Here is an 18,227-nt window from a genome sequence, read left to right as displayed (position 1 = left end):
CCACCCTGCGGCTAGTTTGTGTCCAGCACGGACGGGCGGTCCGGGACGGTGGAGACGCACGGGTACGAGAGGTCGGGAAGAGTGTCGCTGCGCGCAGGCGATCCAGCCGAGATCGGCGGTTATCCGCTGGAGGCCAGGCTCGGTTCAGGTGGCATGGGCACGGTCTTCCTGGCCCGTACGAGCTCCGGCAGGCCCGTCGCGATCAAGCTGATCCACCAGCAGTTCGCCGACGACAGCGAATTCCGCATCCGCTTCCGCCAGGAGGTCGCGGCGGCGCGCCGGGTCAGCGGCGCCTTCACCGCCGCCGTGGTGGACGCCGCGCCCGAGGCCGAGCAGCCCTGGATGGCGACCACCTACATCCCGGGACCCACCCTCGCCGAGCGCATCGCCGCCGAGGGCCCGCTGCACGGCGCCGCACTGCGCGGCCTGGCCATCGGGCTCGCCGAGGCGCTGCGCGACATCCACCGCGTCGGGGTCGTCCACCGCGACTTGAAGCCGTCGAACGTCGTGCTGTCCCCGGAAGGGCCCCGCGTCATCGACTTCGGCATCTCGCGCGCCGCCGACCAGCAGACCCTGACGATGACCGGACGCGTCATCGGCACCCCGCCCTTCATGTCGCCGGAACAGCTCCAGGCACCGCGCGGCGTCGGACCGCGCTCCGACGTCTTCTCGCTGGCGACCCTCCTGGTGTACGCGGCCACCGGCCACGGCCCCTTCGACGCGGACAGCCCCTACCTCACGGCCTACCAGGTGGTGCACGAGGAACCCTCGCTGGACGCCGTGCCGGCGGCGCTGCGCACGGTCGTCGAACCGTGCCTCGTCAAGGAGCCCGGGGGCCGCCCCTCGGCCGACGAGCTCCTGGAGCTGCTACGGGACCTGCCCGCCGACCTCGGAGGCGCGGTGGCGGGCGGGCGCACCGCCGGCCGCACCCGGGACGTGGCCACCCAGCACCACCTGGCCACCCGCGACACCCCGGCGCCGGACGCCCCCGACCCGCGGGAGACCGGCCCCGCGGGCGGACGCGGGCTGCGCGGGCGCTGGCGGCCCGTGCTCGCGGCGGCGGTCGCCGTGGCGGCGATCGGCGGGGGAGTCGCGGCCCTCCGGGCGGGCGGCGTCGGCGAGGACCGGGACGAGGGCAAGGCCCGCACGGTCGCCGCGCCCGCCGGCTCCCTGCCGGCCGGCTTCGCGCCCTGGCGCGTGACCGTGCCGGGCGGCCGCGAGGACATCCCGGACGAACTGCGGTGCGTCGCCCGCGCCGACGCCGTGTTCTGCGGGGGCGGCGGGGTCGTCGCCGCGCGGATCGACGTCCGGGACGGCTCACGCGCCTGGACGGCGAAGAGCCCGGGCATCCCCGTCCAGGGCCTGCACCTCGTCGGCGCCACCGACGACACCGTGCTCGGCTACCGCATCGCCGCCCAGGACGACCCGCGCGGCACCTACGACGAGGTGGTCGCCCTCGACGCCGGCAGCGGCAGGGAGCTGTGGTCCACCCGCTCCGGCGCCCAGTCGACGGCCGTCACGGGCCGGACCCGGGACGCCGTGGTCCTCGGCACCGACGTGATCACGGTCGACGCCTCCGACACCGCCTTCGAAACCCGGGACGCGCACACCGGCGACCTCGCCCGGACCGCGCCGTTCCCCGCCGGTTCCCGGTGCGCCCCCGTCCCCGTGGGCACCCGGCTGCTCGCCATGTGCGCGACCGACGCCGAGCTCGACGCCTCGGCGGTGCTCCACCCGGCCCTGTACCCCCTCGACCCGGTCTCCGGCGCCTGGGGCGAGGCCATCGAGGTCGACGGCCCCGTCGTGCCGGTGGGCGTCGCCGGCGGCCGGCTCGTCCTGCTCCGGGAGCACCGGGACGGGCCGGCGCGCACCGGGTACGACGCGGTGGTCCGGGTCGACCCGGCCTCCGGACAGGTCACGGAGGCCCGGCTGCCCGCCACGTACGACGGCACGCCCGGCATGGCGGACGGCACCGTGTACGTGAGCGGGCGGACCGGCCGCGTCACCGCGTTCGACGCCGCGACCGGCCGGAAGAAGTGGTCCCGGCAGACCAGCGTGGAGGGCGCGTCGGGCCCCGCGGCCGGGGACGGTGCCCTGTTCTTCAGCTCCGCCACCGGCCGCGTGGTCGCCCTCTCCCCGTCGGACGGCAGGGTGCTGTGGGCGACGGACCCGAGGGCCGACGGCCTGACCGGCGAGGAGGGCGCGAGCCCGCGCGTGACCGTCGCCGGACGCGCGGTGGTCGTGGCGGCGGCCCGGAACACCGTCTTCGCCTTCGACGCCCACCACCCGCCGGAATCCGGCTGACCGGGGCCCCGTCTACAGTGGCCCGCATGAACCGCTGGACCGAACTGACCGGAGACACCTCGGGCGAGGACTACGCCGCCCGCTTCGCGGCCCTGGCCCGCAGTGGCAAGGACATGCACGGCGAGGCACGGTTCTGCGCCGCCCTGGTGCCCGCCGGGGCACGGGTGCTGGACGCCGGCTGCGGCACCGGCCGGGTCGCGATCCGGCTCGCCGAACTCGGGTACGACTGCACCGGGGTGGACGTCGACGCCTCGATGCTGGCCGTCGCGCGCAAGCAGGCGCCCGGGCTGCCCTGGCACCGGGCCGACCTGGCCGGCTTCGACCCGGAGGCGCTCTCCATCGAACCGGGGTTCGACCTCGTCGTCGCCGCGGGCAACGTGATGGCCCTGCTCGCCCCCGGCACCGAGGCCACCGTCGTCGCCCGCCTCGCCGGAGCGCTGCGTCCGGGCGGTCTGCTGGTCGCCGGATTCGGCCTGGACGAGGCCCACCTCCCCGTACCGCCCGGCCTCACGCTCTCCGGGTACGACGCGCACTGCGCCGCCGCCGGGCTCGGCCCCGTCGACCGCTTCGCCACCTGGGACGCCGCTCCGTACGACGGCGGCGGCTACGCGGTGAGCGTGCACCGGCGAGAGGCCCCCTAGGCTAGCCCGACAGCGGTTCCAGCGTCGCGCACAGGGCCTTGGGGAAGGCGGGCTCGACGCGGTGGACGTCCGTGCAGCCGCCGGACCTCGTGCGGGCGACCGGCCGCCAGCCCGTCTTCCGCGCCCGGTAGAACCAGCGGGCGTCCTGCCGCGCCGAGCAGGCCGGGTCCGTCTCCCCGGCGCACGCCGGCCCCATGCGCGTGGACAGGTCCAGGACCAGCCACTCCCCGTCGCACCTCTGCGCGTTCCGGCTCGTCGTGTGCGGCGGCACGTCGGTCGCCGGCACCGCCTGCTCGTACGACGCGGAGGTGCAGCCCGTGGGCGCCGGATCGCAGCCCAGCTGGCCGCAGAGCCGCAGCGCGGGCGGGGTAGCACCGTCCGGGGTGAAGGTCGTGAAGTTGTTGACGACCACGTCCCGGCCCCTGAGCGGCGCGGGCAGTTCCGGCTTCGCCGTGGCGCTCCTCTCCTCGGTGCACCCGGACGCCCGGTCGGCGGCCGGCGAGACGTACGTGACCCGCACCCGCGCCAGGTCCGTCGTCGCGTCGGCCAGCACCGCCTCGAGGTCCCGCACGCATACGGCGCCGCCGCTCGGCACCCGGGCCTGGAACAGGAGCGTCCGGTCCCCGCTGAGCCGGACCCCGGTGACGTAGGAGGGAGCCGTCGTCGTCCACGGGACCGGCGCGGCCGGCGCCGACCCGGCCCGACCGGCTCCGCACGCGGCGAGCGGCAGCCCCGCGAGGGCGCAGGGCAGGGCGGCGGCGGGCGGCCGACGCCGTGTGCCACCTGACCGCACGAGCACTCGATCCCCCCTGGTCCGAACCGTGTTGGCCGGGAAGCGGTATACGGCGGCCGTTGATCCATTCCATCGCATGTTCGTATTGACTTGGACTAGGTCCATCGTAGGATCGGTTCCGGCCGAATCCAGGGCAGGACGCCCTCCGGGCGAGACCGGTCAGGCCGGCCCCCCACACCTTCTCAGAGCACCGAGATCCGCCCCGTCCGGAAGGAATTCCATGACTGAGAACCACGACGCGATCGTCACCGACCCCAAGTCGGAGGAGGCCGGCGGCTGCCCCGTCGCGCACGGTCGCGCGCCGCACCCCACCCAGGGCGGCGGCAACCGCCAGTGGTGGCCGGAGCGGCTCAACGTGCGGATTCTCGCCAAGAACCCCGCCGTGGCCAACCCGCTCGGCGAGGACTTCGACTACGCCGCGGCGTTCAACGCGCTCGACCTGCCCGCCGTCAAGCGGGACATCGCCGAGGTGCTGACCACCTCGCAGGACTGGTGGCCCGCCGACTTCGGCAACTACGGCCCCTTCATGGTCCGGATGGCCTGGCACAGCGCCGGCACGTACCGCATCAGCGACGGCCGCGGCGGCGCCGGCTCCGGCCAGCAGCGCTTCGCCCCCCTCAACAGCTGGCCCGACAACGCGAGCCTCGACAAGGCGCGGCGCCTGCTGTGGCCGGTCAAGAAGAAGTACGGCAAGAACCTCTCCTGGGCCGACCTGCTCGTCCTCACCGGCAACGTCGCCCTGGAGACCATGGGCCTGAAGACCTTCGGCTTCGGCGGCGGACGCGTGGACGCCTGGGAGCCCGACGAGGACGTGTACTGGGGCCCCGAGACCACCTGGCTCGGCGACGAGCGCTACACCGGCGACCGTGAGCTGGAGAACCCGCTCGGCGCCGTGCAGATGGGCCTCATCTACGTCAATCCGGAAGGCCCCAACGGCAACCCGGACCCGATCGCCGCGGCCCGCGACATCCGCGAGACGTTCCGCCGGATGGCGATGAACGACGAGGAGACCGTCGCTCTGATCGCCGGCGGCCACACCTTCGGCAAGACGCACGGAGCCGGCCCCGCGGACCACGTCGGCCCCGACCCCGAGGCGGCCCCGATGGAGCGCCAGGGGCTCGGCTGGGAGAGCTCGTACGGCACCGGCAAGGGCGGCGACACCATCACCAGCGGCCTCGAAGGCATCTGGACGGACACCCCCACCACCTGGGACAACAGCTTCTTCAACATCCTGTTCGGCTACGAGTGGGAGCTCTTCAAGAGCCCCGCGGGCGCCCACCAGTGGCGCCCGAAGGACGGGGCCGGCGCGGGCACCGTGCCCGACGCGCACGACCCGTCGAAGAGCCACGCCCCGACCATGCTCACCACCGACCTGTCGCTGCGCTTCGACCCGGCGTACGAGCAGATCTCGCGGCGCTTCCACGAGAACCCGCAGGAGTTCGCCGACGCGTTCGCCCGCGCCTGGTTCAAGCTGACCCACCGCGACATGGGCCCGGTCGTCCGCTACCTCGGCCCCGAGGTCCCGCAGGAGACGCTGATCTGGCAGGACCCGCTGCCCGAGCGCACCCACGAGCTGATCGACGCCGCCGACATCGCGGCGCTCAAGGAGAAGGTCCTCGCCTCCGGCCTGTCCGTCTCCGAGCTGGTCTCCACCGCCTGGGCCTCCGCCTCGTCCTTCCGGGGCAGCGACAAGCGCGGCGGCGCCAACGGCGCACGCATCCGCCTCGAACCGCAGAGCGGCTGGGAGGTCAACGACCCGGACCGCCTCGCGGGCGTCCTGCGCACCCTCGAGTCCGTCCAGGAGTCCTTCAACGCCGGGCAGCAGGGCGGCAAGCAGGTCTCGCTGGCCGACCTGATCGTCCTCGCGGGCGCCGCCGCGATCGAGAAGGCGGCCAAGGACGCCGGTACGGAGATCGAGGTCCCGTTCACCCCGGGCCGGGTCGACGCCTCGCAGGACCAGACCGACGTGGAGTCCTTCGTCGAGCTGGAGCCGGTCGCCGACGGCTTCCGCAACTACCTGGGCAAGGGCAACCGGCTCCCCGCCGAGTACCTGCTGCTGGACCGGGCGAACCTGCTCGACCTGAGCGCGCCCGAGATGACGGTCCTCGTCGGCGGCCTGCGGGTCCTGGGCGCCAACCACCAGCAGACCTCGCACGGTGTCCTCACCGACGCGCCGGGCACGCTGACCAACGACTTCTTCGTCAACCTGCTCGACATGGGCACGACGTGGAAGTCGACGGCCGACGACCAGAGCGCCTTCGAGGGCCGCGACGCCGTCACCGGTGAGGTCCGCTGGACCGGCACCCGCGCCGACCTGGTCTTCGGCTCGAACTCCGAACTGCGCGCCGTCGCCGAGGTCTACGCGAGCGACGACGCCAAGGAGAAGTTCGTGCGCGACTTCGTCGCCGCCTGGGACAAGGTCATGAACCTCGACCGGTTCGACCTCGTCTGATCCGATGACGCCGTAAGGGCCGGCCCCGACGCGGGGCCGGCCCTTACCGCTGCGCGGACCCCGTCAGGCGGTGGCCACCGCGAAGACGTGGATGATCCCGCCGTCCGTGGTGGCCGGCAGCGTCACGGACGCGAGCCGCTTCCCGGCCCGGAGCGCGATCGGCGCGGTCGTGAAGACCTCGGTGCCCACCGGGTCCTTTCCGCCGCCCTGCACATCGCGGTACTCCGTGTGCACCGCCACCGTGTTCCCGTACGACGGCTGCTGCGAGCCGCCGCCCAGTGTCCAGTCGCTGAAGCCGATCTCGGCCTGCTGCGTGGTGCCGTCGGTGTACGTGAGCGTCACCGTGCCCGACGCCTTGCCCTCGGCGGCGCTGCCGAGGAACGCCAGCTTCGTGTCGCCCTCCTCGGAGGGGACGTCCAGCACCTGGGGGCTCGTACCGGCCACCTCGATGTTGTCGGGGTCACCGGCCTTCACCTTCGGCCAGGTGAAGTCGAAGCCGCCCGAGGAGACCGTGGAGCCCGGCTCCGCACCGGCCGCCGCCAGCGCCTGGGCCGAGTAGCTCCAGCCCTCGCCGTCGAAGTCGGCCTGCGGGTTCTCGTCGTCCGCCGAGATCCCGGTGCTGTTGCGGTTCCACAGCAGGCCGTTCTTCTCGGCGACCGTCACCGCCGCCGACGTCCTCGGCAGCTCCGTGCCCGTCGAGGACGTCAGCGTCACCGGGACCGTGTAGTACCCCTCGGCGGTGTCCTTGCCCGCCGACACGGTGAGCTTCGCCTGTGCCGCACCGCTCGCCGGGACCGTGAAGTCGCCCTCCGACGGGGTCACGGTGACCCCGTCCGGCGCCTCGGCCTCCCAGTGCACGGTGGTGGCCTTCGTCTCCAGGCTCTGCACCTTGACCACGGTCTGCGCGCCCTCGGCACCCGGCTCGACCTTCAGCCGGTCCGGGGAGGCGCCCGTGAAGTACTTCAGCCCGCCACCGGGGAAGGACGGCGGCGCGTCGGCCGGTGCGCTGCCCCAGGAGGTGTCCGGCGTCGTGCCGAGCGTGAAGTCCAGCCGCCCGCCGCGCTCCACGAGCGAGTCACCGACCCACGGCTTCGTGGAGGCACGGCCGTTCACCTTCAGGCCGTGGACGTACGTGTGGTCCGCCGACGCGGCCGGGGCCTCGATGGTGATCTTCTTGCCGTGCCCGGTGCGCACCACCGCGTGCGGGAACAGCGGCGCGGTCAGCGTCAGATCGGCGCGGCTCGGGTTCTGCGGGTAGATGCCGAGCGCCGAGAAGACGTACCAGGACGACATGGTCCCCGCGTCGTCGTTGCCCGGAATCCCGCCGGGACCGTCGGTCCACAGCTGGTCCAGCTCCGCGCGGACCGTCTCCTGCGTCTTGTAGGGGGCGCCGAAGTAGTTGTACAGATAGGGCGCATTGATGTCCGGCTCGTTCGTCGGGTCGTACCGCGTGGCGTCCTTCGCCGAGAAGTCGAACTTCCCGTCCGGCGTACGGAAGAACGCGTCGAGCCGCTCCGTGGCGCGCTCGTTGCCGCCCATCGCACCGGCGAGACCGGCCACGTCCGAGTAGACCATCCAGGTGTACCGGGCGCTGGTGCCCTCCACGAACCCGGTGCCGGTGCCGGGCGTGAAGGTGCCCGCCCAGCTGCCGTCGGACCTGCGGTCGCGGATGTACCCGCCGTGCTCGGTGGCGTTGGCGTCGAAGACGTTGGTCCAGTTGCCCGACCGGTCCAGGAACTTCTCGGCGTCCGCCTTGTTGCCCAGCCGCCGGGACAGCTCCGACAGACCGTAGTCGGCCGCCGCGTCCTCCAGCGTCTCGGCCGCCCCGCCCCAGCAGTGGCAGTTGTCCGCCGGTACGTAGCCCAGCTCCAGGTACCTGTCGAGCGCGGGGCGCTGGCCCACGCACTCGACGTTGCAGCCGGAGCTGTCCGAGTCGTTGGCGGTCGGCACGGTCGCCGCCCTCACCAGAGACCTCAGCGCGCCCCTGACGTCGAAGTCACGGCCGCCGAAGGCGTAGATCCCGGCGAGCGCCGCGTCGGACGGGTCGCCCGACATCACGCTCGTCTTGCCGTTCTCCAGCAGCCAGCGGTCCCACTCGCCGTCGCGCTGGTTCGCGTAGTTGAAGAGGGACTGCGCGTAGTCGCTGCCCGCCCTCGGGTTGAGCAGGGCCATCAGCTGCACCTGCGCCCGGTACTGGTCCCAGCCGGAGAAGGTGCCGTACTGCGCCCGCTGCCCCTTGGACAGCCGGTGCGGCTCCCGGTCGGCGCCGAGGTAGCGGCCGTCCACGTCGCTGGTGAGGGTCGGCTCCAGCATGGAGTGGTAGAGCGCGGTGTAGAACGCGGTGCGCTGGGAGCCGGTGCCGCCGCCGATCTCGATCGCCTTCAGCGCCTTGTTCCAGTTCGCGGCGGCCTGCCGCTTCACCGCGTCGAAGCTCTTGCCGGGCCCGTTCTCCTTACGGAGGTTGGCCTCGGCGTTCGCGGCGCTGACGTACGAGACGGCGACCTTGGCGCGCGCCTCGGTGGTGCCGTCCGCGAAGGTGATGTACCCGCCGGAGCCCTTGCCCTCCACGGCGTTGCCGGAAGAGCTGTAGCCCGTACCGCCGGAGGCGGAGGTGGAACCGGGGGTGAGGGTGCCGTCCTTCCAGGTGCCGACCTTCGCGAAGGGCTTGTCGAAGTGGGCGGTGAAGTACAGCGTGTAGAGGTCCTTGCGGTTGTTCGCGCTCTGCGGCCCGCAGAAGTTGCCCGCCGTGACCGAACCCGTCACCGTCCGCGCGGCCTTGTCGATCCGGACGGTGGCGTCGGTGCTGCCGGTCTCCGAGTTGGAGGTGCGGAAGAGCATGCTGGCCGGCTTGTCCGCCGGGAAGCCGAACTTCCCCGACCCGGTCCTGGCGGTCGTGGTCAGCGCCGCCGAAGCACCGCTGGCCAGGCCCACCTCGTAATAACCGGCGGTGGCCGTCTCGTCGTCGTGCGAGAAGTCGCTCGCGTACTTCGCGTCGGTGGTGTCCGAGGTGGGCGAGGAGTCCACGTCGCCCACGTACGGCATGATCGGGATGTCGCCGTTCGCGCCCGAGCAGCCCACCCCGTTGAGATGGGTGAGGCTGAAGCCGCGGATCTTCTTCGCGTCGTACTGGTAGCCGCCGGGAGCGGGCGTCGAGACCTGCTTGCCCCTCGAGTTCTGCGGGCTCCACGCCAGCATGCCGAACGGCTGCACGGCGCCCGGGTAGGTGTTGCCCGCGTTGGACGTGCCGATGAGGGGATCGACGTACGACACCGGGTTCTTCACGATGTCCCTGCCCGGCGCGGCCGAAGCGGGGGCGGCGGCGGTCGCGAGCCCCGCGACGGCCATGGCGGCGGCCGTGACGGAGCCCACGGCCCGGAACGCGGTGAGGGTACGACGTTTGTGCGTCTGTGGCACCGTTCCTGCCCTTCTGATGTGACGGACGGTCAACGCGGCGCGAGGCCGGCGCCGTGACCGCGGAGGAACGACGTCGCCCCGACAACGTTGTCAACGACGTGAGGATGCTCCTCCTGCCGGTCCGGGGTGTCAAGGCTTCCCGGAATCCGCCCGCCCGGCCGGGCTGCCGCAACAGCCCGGCCCGCGCGCCCGGTTGCGGTCCGTCAGCGCAGGGACGCCGGAAGCGCCTCCCGGTGCAGGACGCCCAGCCGCTGCGTGGCGCGGGTCAGCGCCACGTACAGGTCGCTCGTGCCGAACCGGCCGGGCTCCACCACCAGGACGTGGTCGAATTCGAGGCCCTTGGCCTGCCGGGGCCCGAGCAGCACCACCGTGCGGGTCAGATCCGGCTCGTCGCCGGGCACGACCCCGTCCAGCGGCGCCGCGATCTCCTCGTGCAGCTCGCGCGGCGCGATCACCGCGAGGCGCCCCTCGCCGGGCGTCAGCTCCGCCACCGCCCGCGCCACCGCGCCCGCCAGGTCCGCCCCGGTCTCCCGGATCCACGGCGCCTCGCCCGTGGAGCGCACCGACCCCGGCGGCTCGAACGACGGGTCCACGGCCCGCAGCACCTTCGCCGCGACCTCCATCACCTCGGCGGGCGTACGGTAGTTGATGCCGAGCCGCACATGCTCGTACCGGTCGCCCACGTACGGCTCCAGGATCTCCCGCCAGGAACCGACCCCGGCCTCCTCCGAGGTCTGCGCCGGGTCGCCCACCAGCGTCATCGACCGGGTCGGGGACCGCCGCATCAGCAGCCGCCACGCCATCGGCGACAGCTCCTGCGCCTCGTCCACGATGATGTGCCCGAACGCCCACGTCCGGTCGGCGGCGGCCCGCTCGGCCGCGCTGCGGTGGTCGGCCTCCTCCTGGCGATCCGCCATGCGCTCCGCGTCGATGATGTCGTGGGCGGCGAGCAGCTCCGACTCCTCGTCCTCGAACTCGAAGGACTCCGAGCCCCTGGACAGCTCCAGGACGCCCTGGGCGTAGGCGATCCGCTCCTGGCGCTCCGCCTCGGCCGCCGCCCGCTCGGCGCTGTCGTCCACCCCGAGCAGTTCGGCGGCCTCGTCGAGCAGCGGCACGTCGGCCGGGGTCCACGCCTCCTCACCGGGCGCCCGGCGGATGGCCTCGGCGTCCGCCTCCGGCAGGTGGACGGGCTCGGCCAGATAGCCGGCGAGGAAGCCCTCGGGGGTGAGGGCCGGCCACAGCTCCTCGATCGCGGCGTGCACCTCCCGGCTGACGGCGACCGCCTTGCCGAGCTGGGCGATGTCGTCCGGGCCCAGGAAGTTCGGCCCGCCGTACGGGTCGGCGCCGATGCGCTCGGTGAGCTGGGCGGTCAGCGCGTCGATGACCCGGAACGCGAAGTGCGGCCGGGCGAGGTTGTGCGGCAGCCGGGTGTCGCGGGCGGCCTGGCGGGCCGCGCGGGCGATCTCCCGGTCCAGGACCAGGTCGCCGTCGTCGTGCGGGACGATCAGCGGGGCGTCCGGCTCGGGCAGCAGCTGCCGGTCCCGCACGGCCAGCGCCAGCGCCTCGGCCATGGCCGAGGCGCCCTTCACGGCCGCCGCCCGGGGCGTGTCGGTGCCCTCGGCGCGGACGCCGGGGAACAGCTCGGCCTGGGTGGCGAGCAGGACGCCGGTCTCACCGAGCGAGGGCAGCACCTCGCCGATGTAGCCGAGGAAGGCCGGGTTCGGGCCCACGATGAGGACCGCCCGCTTGGCCAGCAGCTCCCGCTGCTCGTACAGCAGGAAAGCCGCCCGGTGCAGGGCGACGGCCGTCTTGCCGGTGCCGGGCCCGCCCTCGACCACCAGGACGCCGCGGTGGGGCGCCCGGATGATGCGGTCCTGCTCGGCCTGGATGGTCCGCACGATGTCCGCCATGCGTCCGGTCCGCGCCGAGTTCACCGCGGCGAGCAGGACCGTGTCGCCGCTCGGGTCCTCGAAACCGGTGCGCTCCCGGTCCCCGACGTCCAGGACCTCGTCGTGCAGCTCGGTGACCGTGCGGCCCTCGGTGGTGAGGTGGCGGCGCCTGCGCAGTCCCATCGGGGTGTGATGGGTGGCGAGATAGAAGGGCCGGGCGACCGGGGCGCGCCAGTCGATCAGCAAAGGCGTGTGTTCGCTGTCGTCCTCGCGGATTCCGATACGGCCGATGTGGTGCGCGACGCCGTCCGTGAGATCGATACGGCCGAAACAGAGCGAGCCGTCCACCGCGTTCAACGCGGCGAGCAGACCGGAACGCTCGGCGACCAGGACATCGCGTTCGACCCGGGCCTGCTGGCCGGTGCCGACCGGCGTCAGGGCGTTTCGGACCTGCTCGGCGGCGTCACCGCGCAGTACGTCGACACGGTGGTGGAGCCGGTCGATGTATTCCTGCTCCTTCTGCAATTCGGCGCTTTCCCGAGTTGACAAAACAGCTCCCTGACGGATATGGTGATTCTTGTCGGCCCCCGGTGAGGGGCCTTTTTCTATGGGCGCACAGAACCACTCAATATACGTGAGAAAATCCCCGGTCCGCAATTGCGGACCGGGGATTCTCGCAGGCTCGCCCGCTCAGATCTCCTTCAGCAGTGCGTTCGTCGTCGTCACCACCGCGCAGCGCCCGGCCGCCCAGCGCAACGCCATGTCGTGCTCCTCGCGCGAGAAGTCCGCGACCGCGTCGGCCACCACGAACGCCTGGATGTCGCGCATCCACGCGTCGGCGGCGCTCATCAGCACGCCGATGTGCGCGTACACCCCGGTGATCACCAGCTGGTCGCGGCCGTCGTCGCGGATGAGCGATTCCAGCTCGGTGCGCACGAACGCGCTGTACTTCCATTTGGTGAGCACCGTGTCGCCCGGCGCGGGCGCCACCTCGGCCGGTGAGGCCAGCGCCTCCGGGTCGTCCGCCATCCCCGGGCCCCAGAAGTCGAGTTGGAGGCCGCGCTCCTCGGCGCTCTGGCCACCGCGCTGCGCCGAGTGCACCACCGGGATTCCGGCGCGGCGGGCGGCTGCGATCACGCGGGCGGTGTTCGCGAGCATGCCGGTCAGCGGCTCCTCGCCGGGGCGGTAGGCGCGCAGGAAGTGGTTCTGGAGGTCGTGGACGAGCAGCACGGCGCGCGCCGGGTCGACGGTCCAGCCGACCCGGTTCGCCGGGAGCTCGCCGGCGCCGGGCAGGGGATAGGGGGCGATGGCGGGAAGTGCCATGAGTGCAGCCTTTCGGTGCCGCGCGGGGCGGACTCAGTTCGTTGCGGGGGGAGTTGACGCGGAGGCGGGGGCCGCGTCGCTCCGCAGGCCGTTCTTGCTGATCTTGCCGATTCCCGTCTGCGGGAAGACGTCCACGAATTCGACGAGGTCGGGCACCTTGTACGCGGCGATTCCGTGCTCGCGCACATGCCGCTTCACGGCGAGCGCCCCGGGCGGTTCGGCGCCCTCGCGCAGAATCACGTACGCCAGGGTGCGTTCACCGAGATACGGGTCGGCCACACCGACCACCGACACGTCGTGCACCGACGGGTGGGCGAGGATGATGTTCTCGATCTCCTCCGGCGCGACCTTCTCGCCGCCCCGGTTGATCTGGTCCTTCGCGCGCCCCTCCACGACGAGATGACCGCTCGGCGTGCGGCGCACGATGTCGCCCGTGCGGTAGAACCCGTCCTCGGTGAACGCGGTCCTGTTGTGCTCGGGGGCGCGCCAGTAGCCGCGGATCGTGTAGGGGCCCCGGGTCAGCAGATGCCCGAACCGCCCGTCGGGGACGTCCTGTCCGGCGTCGTCCACGATGCGGATCTCGTCGTCCTCGGAGATCGGCCGGCCCTGGGTGGAGACGACGGTCTCGTAGTCGTCGTCCAGCCGGGTGTAGTTGACCAGTCCCTCGGCCATGCCGAAGACCTGCATCAGTCTGCAGCCGAGCGCCGGTTCGAGGCGCCGGGCGGCCGTCTCGCTGTACTTGGCGCCGCCGACGAGGACCAGCTCCAGGCTCGACAGGTCCTGCTCCGCCGAAGCGGCCGCGTCCGTCCACAGCAGGGCGAGCGGCGGCACCATGCCGGTCATGGTGACGCGCTCCCGTTCCACCAGCGGGAAGGCCGTGGCCGGGTCGGGGCGCGGGCACAGGACGACGGTGCCGCCGGCGTACAGCGTGCCGAGCCAGCCGGGCGAGCTCATCGGGAAGTTGTGCGCGGCGGGCAGGACCACCAGGAAGCGGGTGTCCGCGTCGACGCCGCAGATCTCGTTGGAGCCGCGCAGCGAGTAGATGTAGTCGTCGTGCGTACGGGGGATGAGCTTGGGCACGCCCGTGGTGCCGCCGGACAGCTGGAGGAACGCCAGGTCGTGCGGCTCGGGCCCGTCCCCGGGCTCTCCGGCGGCGTCGCACGGCACGTCGGACAGGGCGGTGTGCTCGCCCGGGTCGCCGACGACGAACACATGCCTGAGGGTGGGCGCCTGCTCCCGTATGCCGGTGGCCAGCGCGCGGTAGTCGAATCCGGCGTGCTGGTCCGGGATGACGTAGGCGACGGCCTCGGCGAAGGAGCAGAAGTAGCCGATCTCCGTCTCCCGGTGGGCGGGCAGCGCGTACACGGGGAGCGCGCCGATCCGGAAGAGGGCGAAGACGACCTCCGCGAACTCCGCGATGTTGGGCAGCTGGACGACGACCCGGTCGCCCTTGGCCACCCCGCGCGCCCGGAAGCCCGCCGCCAGCCGGGCGGCGCGCTCGTCCAGCTCGCGGTAGGTCCAGGCGCGGCGCTCGGGCGCGGGGTCGATCAGCGCGACGCGGTCGCCGTGGGCCTCGGCCCGTTCGCGCAGCATGCTCGTGAAGGTCTCGCCGCGCCAGTGCCCGGCCGCGCGGTAGCGGGCGGCGAACTCCGCGGGCCAGGTCGGGGCGTCTTCGTACGGTGAGGCAGTCATCGTTCCAGGTCTCCAGGGGGAGGGCTGTTTCGGGGCGCCGGGCGGACGGGTCAGGCGCGCAGGGTGGCGCCGCCGTCGACGTACAGGTCGTGCAGGGTGATGTGCCGGGCCCGGTCGGACACGAGGAAGGCGACCGCCTCGGCGATGTCGGCCGGTTCGGCGATGCGGCCGAGCGGGATGCCCGTGCGGTAGCTCGCCAGGTCCCCGGCGATGACGCGCCGCGCGGCCGGCCCGTCGTCGTCCGCCTCGCCGGCCGGCCACATCCCGCGCTGCATGTCGGTGAGCGTGGAGCCGGGCGAGACGGTGTTGCAGCGGACGCCCCGGGGGGCCAGTTCCAGGCCGAGGCACTTGGTGAACATGACGGCGGCGGCCTTCGACGCGGCGTACGCCGCCATGGTCGTACGGGGGATGCCGGCGGCGTTGGACGCGACGGTGACGATGCTGCCCGCGCCCCGGTCCGCCATCCGGCGCGCGACGGACCTCGACACGTGGAAGACCCCGTCGGTGTTGACGGCGAACGTGGCCCGCCAGTCCTCGTCGGTCAGCTCGGTGACGGGGGAGCAGCGCAGTATCCCGGCCACGTTGACCGCGATGTCGAGGGTGCCGAGCGTGTCCTCCGCCTCCGCGACCAGGGCTTCGACGGCCGCCGCGTCCGTGACGTCCAGCGCCCGGGCGACGACGCTCCCTTCGTACTCCTGGGCGAGGGCGTCGACGCCCCCCGGGGCCGCGTCGGTCGCCAGGACCCGGCAGCCGCGCGCGACGAGGGCCCGCACGACCGCCTCGCCTATGCCGCGTCCGGCTCCCGTCACGAGGGCCAGCCGGCCGGTGAGCTCCTGGTCCGCGGGGGTGACGGGGCGCGGGGAAGAAAGGGCGGAATGCGACGCCATGGTCCTGGGGTCTCCCTGTGACGACGAAAAGGGCAGCAGCACTTAGGTAAGCCTAACCATAGGGTGATCACGTGGGCGAGGGGGGTGGAATCGGCGACCCCGGCCGCTCATGGATGGCTCGATGCCCCTTTTGCCCGGATCTAGGCGAAAGGTCAATTACAGGCAATCGGGGCGGGTTTGATGCTGTCAGATGCGCCCAAAACGGACGAATGCCTTCATTTCGATCCCAGTGGGCAGCGTCACGTCAGCCGTTTCTGACGTGCAATCCGATCTCCCGGTTCCCAGTCCTGCCAAGAAATTTGACTTCCCCCGGCGCGGGTGATCATGGGCATTTCCTTTGATTGATCTTGCAAAACAATTGTGATCAGCAATTCCGGGCTTGTTCCGGCCGTCGTTTCTCGCTTACGGTCCCGTCATCAATCCGGATGGAACGCCGAATCCTGCCGCCGTCCGGGAACCCGACCACTCACGTACGGCAGGAGCGGGGGACCCAGGTTTGCCGCCGGTCCGGTATCCGGAGCGGCTAGGGGTGAAGTCGCCATGCGCGACCGGACATCTCCAGTCCGAACCCGACAGCTCACCTCGCAGGCGACGGAGAGGAAATACGCCATGCCCCTCACGGGTAAGCACCGTCGTGCCAAGTCCGCGTCCCTGACCCGCGGTTTCATCGCCGTCAGCGCGGGCGGAGCCGTTCTCGCGCTCCCCCTGATCACGGCCGGATCGGCCTCCGCCGCCCCCGCCAAGACCGTCGTCGCCGAAAAGTCCGCGGCCCCGACTTCCGTCGCCGGCAAGGAAATTGCCGTGCGCGAGGCCGCGCCCACCACCTATTCCGTGGTGTCCGGCGATTCGCTTTACAAGATCGCCCAGGGGCATTCCCTCAGCGGCGGCTGGGAGCGGCTGTACAAGGACAACCGCGGTGCTGTCGGAAGCAACCCCGACCTCATTCACCCGGGTCTGAAGCTCATCATCGGCGCCAAGTCCGAGGCCGCCGCCCCGAAGGCCGCGGAGAAGAGCGCGTTCAAGGCGGAGACCGCGGAGAAGAACGGCGACACCGCCCCCCGGGCCGAGAGCGCCGACCGCGCCGACCGCTCCGAGCGCACCGTCGTCCCGGTCGCCGCCGAGAAGCCCGCCGAGACCCAGACGGCCGTCGCGTACACCGACGACCTCGACGGCTGGATCAAGGAATCCCTGGCCATCATGGCGCAGCAGGGCATCCCCGGCAGCTACGACGGCATCTACCGCAACATCATGCGCGAGTCCTCGGGCAACCCGATGGCGATCAACAACTGGGACATCAACGCCGTCAACGGCACCCCGTCCAAGGGCCTGCTCCAGGTGATCCAGCCCACCTTCGACGCCTACCACGTGCCCGGTACGTCGATGGACATCTACGACCCGGTCGCCAACATCACGGCCGCGTGCAACTACGCCGCCGCCACGTACGGCTCGATGGACAACGTCTTCGGCGCGTACTGATCCACATCCGCCCCGCGCCGGGGCAGGAGCGTGAACAGGGGCGGAAGGAAGCGGCCTCGCTTCCTTCCGCCCCTTTCGCGTGCCGTGCCGCCGCTGCCGCTACCGCGGCCGGACCGCCGTGACCGCCCGTCCCGGAATGCGAGGGCACGGCGCGGCGTGGATGCTGGAACGGTCAGCGTCTCTAGGAGGTCAGTCATGAGCATGCTCGACAAGATCAAGGAAATGATCAAGGGGCATCCGGACCAGGCCCGCCAGGGAGTCGAGAAGGGCGGCGACTACGTCGACAAGAGGACCGGCGGCAAGTACGGCGGTCAGGTCGACTCCGCCCAGCAGAAGCTCAACGACCAGTTCGGCGACCGGCCGCCGGACGAGCGCCGGTGAGCCTGCACGCGCCGTGAGGGAGCGGTGGACGCCACAGCCGTGGTGTCCACCGCTCCTGCGCGTCGCACCCCCGTCCGCGTCGCGCCCCCCGTCCGCCGCGCGGCCCCGTCCGCCGGCCGGGGGATCGGCGGGGCGCCGCCCGCCGCCCGCCGCCCCTCAGCGCCGCCCCCTCAGCCGGCGCCCGCCTCCCGCCCCCGCGCCGGAGCGGCGGCCAGGGACACGGCGAGTTCGGCGACGGCGGGCAGATGGTCGTTCAGGAAGAAGTGCCCGCCCTTCAGGACCCGCATCGCGAACGGGCCCGTGGTCGTCTCGCGCCACGGCCCCACGTCCTCCACCGCCACCTCCGGGTCACTGTCCCCGGTGAGGGCGACGACCGGGCACGCCAGAAGGCCGCCGCCCGGCACGTACCCCGCGACGGCCGCGTAGTCGGCGCGCAGCGCCGGGAGGATCACCTCGAGCAGTTCCGGCTCGGCCAGGACGGCCGGGTCCGTGCCGCCGAGCTCGCGGACCCGCGCGAGCAGCTCCTCGTCCGACCCCGGCCACCCGGACCCCAGCCGCGAGGGCGCCCGGCGGCCGGACACGATCAGCGCCGCCGCTCCGTGGCCCGGTACGCCGGACAGCCGCAGCGCCACCTCGTGCGCGAGCGAGGCGCCCATGCTGTGCCCGAGGAGGACGCGCGGCCCGGCCGGGGCGGGGCCCGCCACCAGGGCCTCGGCGATCAGATCGGCGAGCCGGTGCAGATCCTCCAGGGGCGCCTCCCGGTAGCGGTCCTGCCGGCCCGGGTACTGCACCGCGCGCACGTCCAGCGCGTGCCGCACGGCGCCGGACAGCGGACGCCAGAAGACGGCCGCGCCGCCCGCGTGCGGGAAGCACACCAGCTCGGCGCGGGCGTCCGTGGGGTGGTAGCGGCGCAGCCAGGCTTCCGGGCGCCCGCCCGCTCCCCGGCCGGCTTCTTCGGTCTCTTGCTTGAACATG

The 18,227-nt window shown here is 72.7% G+C and carries 12 protein-coding genes and 1 riboswitch; of the genes, 5 read left to right on the top strand and 7 right to left on the bottom strand.

The genetic code is table 11. The features are described 5' to 3' along the window. The first annotated feature begins 81 nt into the window (after positions 1-81). Together FKN01_RS13250 and FKN01_RS13245 are read left to right on the top strand one after the other, a co-directional pair. Positions 82-2,304 (top strand): serine/threonine-protein kinase, encoded by a 2,223-nt coding sequence (locus FKN01_RS13250; protein WP_143619890.1) that lies wholly within the window; start codon positions 82-84, stop codon positions 2,302-2,304. Between the two features lie 26 nt (positions 2,305-2,330). Continuing rightward, positions 2,331-2,945, top strand: a complete 615-nt coding sequence (locus FKN01_RS13245) for a bifunctional 2-polyprenyl-6-hydroxyphenol methylase/3-demethylubiquinol 3-O-methyltransferase UbiG (protein ID WP_143619888.1) — start codon at positions 2,331-2,333, stop codon at positions 2,943-2,945. Position 2,946: 1 nt separating this feature from the next. Here FKN01_RS13245 and FKN01_RS13240 read toward each other — a convergent pair whose 3' ends face one another. Then, positions 2,947-3,744 carry a hypothetical protein gene (locus FKN01_RS13240; RefSeq protein WP_313906148.1) on the bottom strand — a complete coding sequence of 266 codons (798 nt, stop codon included), beginning with the start codon at positions 3,742-3,744 and terminating at the stop codon, positions 2,947-2,949. A 214-nt stretch (positions 3,745-3,958) separates the two neighbouring features. On the opposite strand from FKN01_RS13240, the gene katG reads away from it, so the two are divergent. Then, the gene (gene katG / locus FKN01_RS13235) at positions 3,959-6,190 is read left to right on the top strand and encodes a catalase/peroxidase HPI (RefSeq protein WP_143619886.1); all 2,232 of its coding nucleotides are present in this window, start codon (positions 3,959-3,961) and stop codon (positions 6,188-6,190) included. Positions 6,191-6,253: 63 nt separating this feature from the next. Here the strand turns inward: katG and FKN01_RS13230 are convergent, their stop codons facing one another. From FKN01_RS13230 to FKN01_RS13210, 5 genes are all read right to left on the bottom strand, one after another. After that, positions 6,254-9,559, bottom strand: a complete 3,306-nt coding sequence (locus FKN01_RS13230; RefSeq protein WP_143620043.1) for a GH92 family glycosyl hydrolase — start codon at positions 9,557-9,559, stop codon at positions 6,254-6,256. A gap of 248 nt (positions 9,560-9,807) precedes the next feature. Beyond that, positions 9,808-12,018 carry an AAA family ATPase gene (locus FKN01_RS13225; RefSeq protein WP_143620041.1) on the bottom strand — a complete coding sequence of 737 codons (2,211 nt, stop codon included), beginning with the start codon at positions 12,016-12,018 and terminating at the stop codon, positions 9,808-9,810. Positions 12,019-12,183: 165 nt separating this feature from the next. Beyond that, positions 12,184-12,816, bottom strand: a complete 633-nt coding sequence (locus FKN01_RS13220) for an isochorismatase family protein (protein WP_143619884.1) — start codon at positions 12,814-12,816, stop codon at positions 12,184-12,186. Between the two features lie 33 nt (positions 12,817-12,849). Beyond that, a complete protein-coding gene (locus FKN01_RS13215; protein WP_143619882.1) occupies positions 12,850-14,508 on the bottom strand; it encodes a (2,3-dihydroxybenzoyl)adenylate synthase in 1,659 nt (552 codons plus the stop codon). Between the two features lie 50 nt (positions 14,509-14,558). Continuing rightward, the gene (locus tag FKN01_RS13210) at positions 14,559-15,395 is read right to left on the bottom strand and encodes a 2,3-dihydro-2,3-dihydroxybenzoate dehydrogenase (protein WP_143619880.1); all 837 of its coding nucleotides are present in this window, start codon (positions 15,393-15,395) and stop codon (positions 14,559-14,561) included. Positions 15,396-15,816: 421 nt separating this feature from the next. Continuing rightward, positions 15,817-16,001: riboswitch (cyclic di-AMP (ydaO/yuaA leader) on the top strand. A 3-nt stretch (positions 16,002-16,004) separates the two neighbouring features. Here FKN01_RS13210 and FKN01_RS13205 point away from each other — a divergent pair. Together FKN01_RS13205 and FKN01_RS13200 are read left to right on the top strand one after the other, a co-directional pair. After that, entirely contained in the window at positions 16,005-16,871 is an 867-nt protein-coding gene (locus FKN01_RS13205) for a transglycosylase SLT domain-containing protein (protein ID WP_143619878.1), read from the top strand. Between the two features lie 195 nt (positions 16,872-17,066). Beyond that, positions 17,067-17,252 carry an antitoxin gene (locus FKN01_RS13200; protein WP_143619876.1) on the top strand — a complete coding sequence of 62 codons (186 nt, stop codon included), beginning with the start codon at positions 17,067-17,069 and terminating at the stop codon, positions 17,250-17,252. A 170-nt stretch (positions 17,253-17,422) separates the two neighbouring features. Here FKN01_RS13200 and FKN01_RS13195 read toward each other — a convergent pair whose 3' ends face one another. Further along, positions 17,423-18,226, bottom strand: coding sequence for a thioesterase II family protein (locus tag FKN01_RS13195; protein WP_143619874.1), 804 nt, complete (start codon positions 18,224-18,226; stop codon positions 17,423-17,425). Position 18,227 lies beyond the last annotated feature (1 nt).

The organism is Streptomyces sp. 130 (assembly GCF_007096885.1).
Lineage (GTDB): Bacteria > Actinomycetota > Actinomycetes > Streptomycetales > Streptomycetaceae > Streptomyces.
This window is presented reverse-complemented; position numbering and strand designations above follow the sequence as displayed.

Coding starts and splice junctions, on each gene's coding strand:
- FKN01_RS13195 (WP_143619874.1), bottom strand. CDS start 18,226: ATGTTCAAGCAAGAGACCGAAGAAGCCGGCCGGGGAGCGGGCGGGCGC.
- FKN01_RS13215 (WP_143619882.1), bottom strand. CDS start 14,508: ATGACTGCCTCACCGTACGAAGACGCCCCGACCTGGCCCGCGGAGTTC.
- FKN01_RS13245 (WP_143619888.1), top strand. CDS start 2,331: ATGAACCGCTGGACCGAACTGACCGGAGACACCTCGGGCGAGGACTAC.
- katG (WP_143619886.1), top strand. CDS start 3,959: ATGACTGAGAACCACGACGCGATCGTCACCGACCCCAAGTCGGAGGAG.
- FKN01_RS13220 (WP_143619884.1), bottom strand. CDS start 12,816: ATGGCACTTCCCGCCATCGCCCCCTATCCCCTGCCCGGCGCCGGCGAG.
- FKN01_RS13205 (WP_143619878.1), top strand. CDS start 16,005: ATGCCCCTCACGGGTAAGCACCGTCGTGCCAAGTCCGCGTCCCTGACC.
- FKN01_RS13210 (WP_143619880.1), bottom strand. CDS start 15,395: ATGGCGTCGCATTCCGCCCTTTCTTCCCCGCGCCCCGTCACCCCCGCG.
- FKN01_RS13200 (WP_143619876.1), top strand. CDS start 17,067: ATGAGCATGCTCGACAAGATCAAGGAAATGATCAAGGGGCATCCGGAC.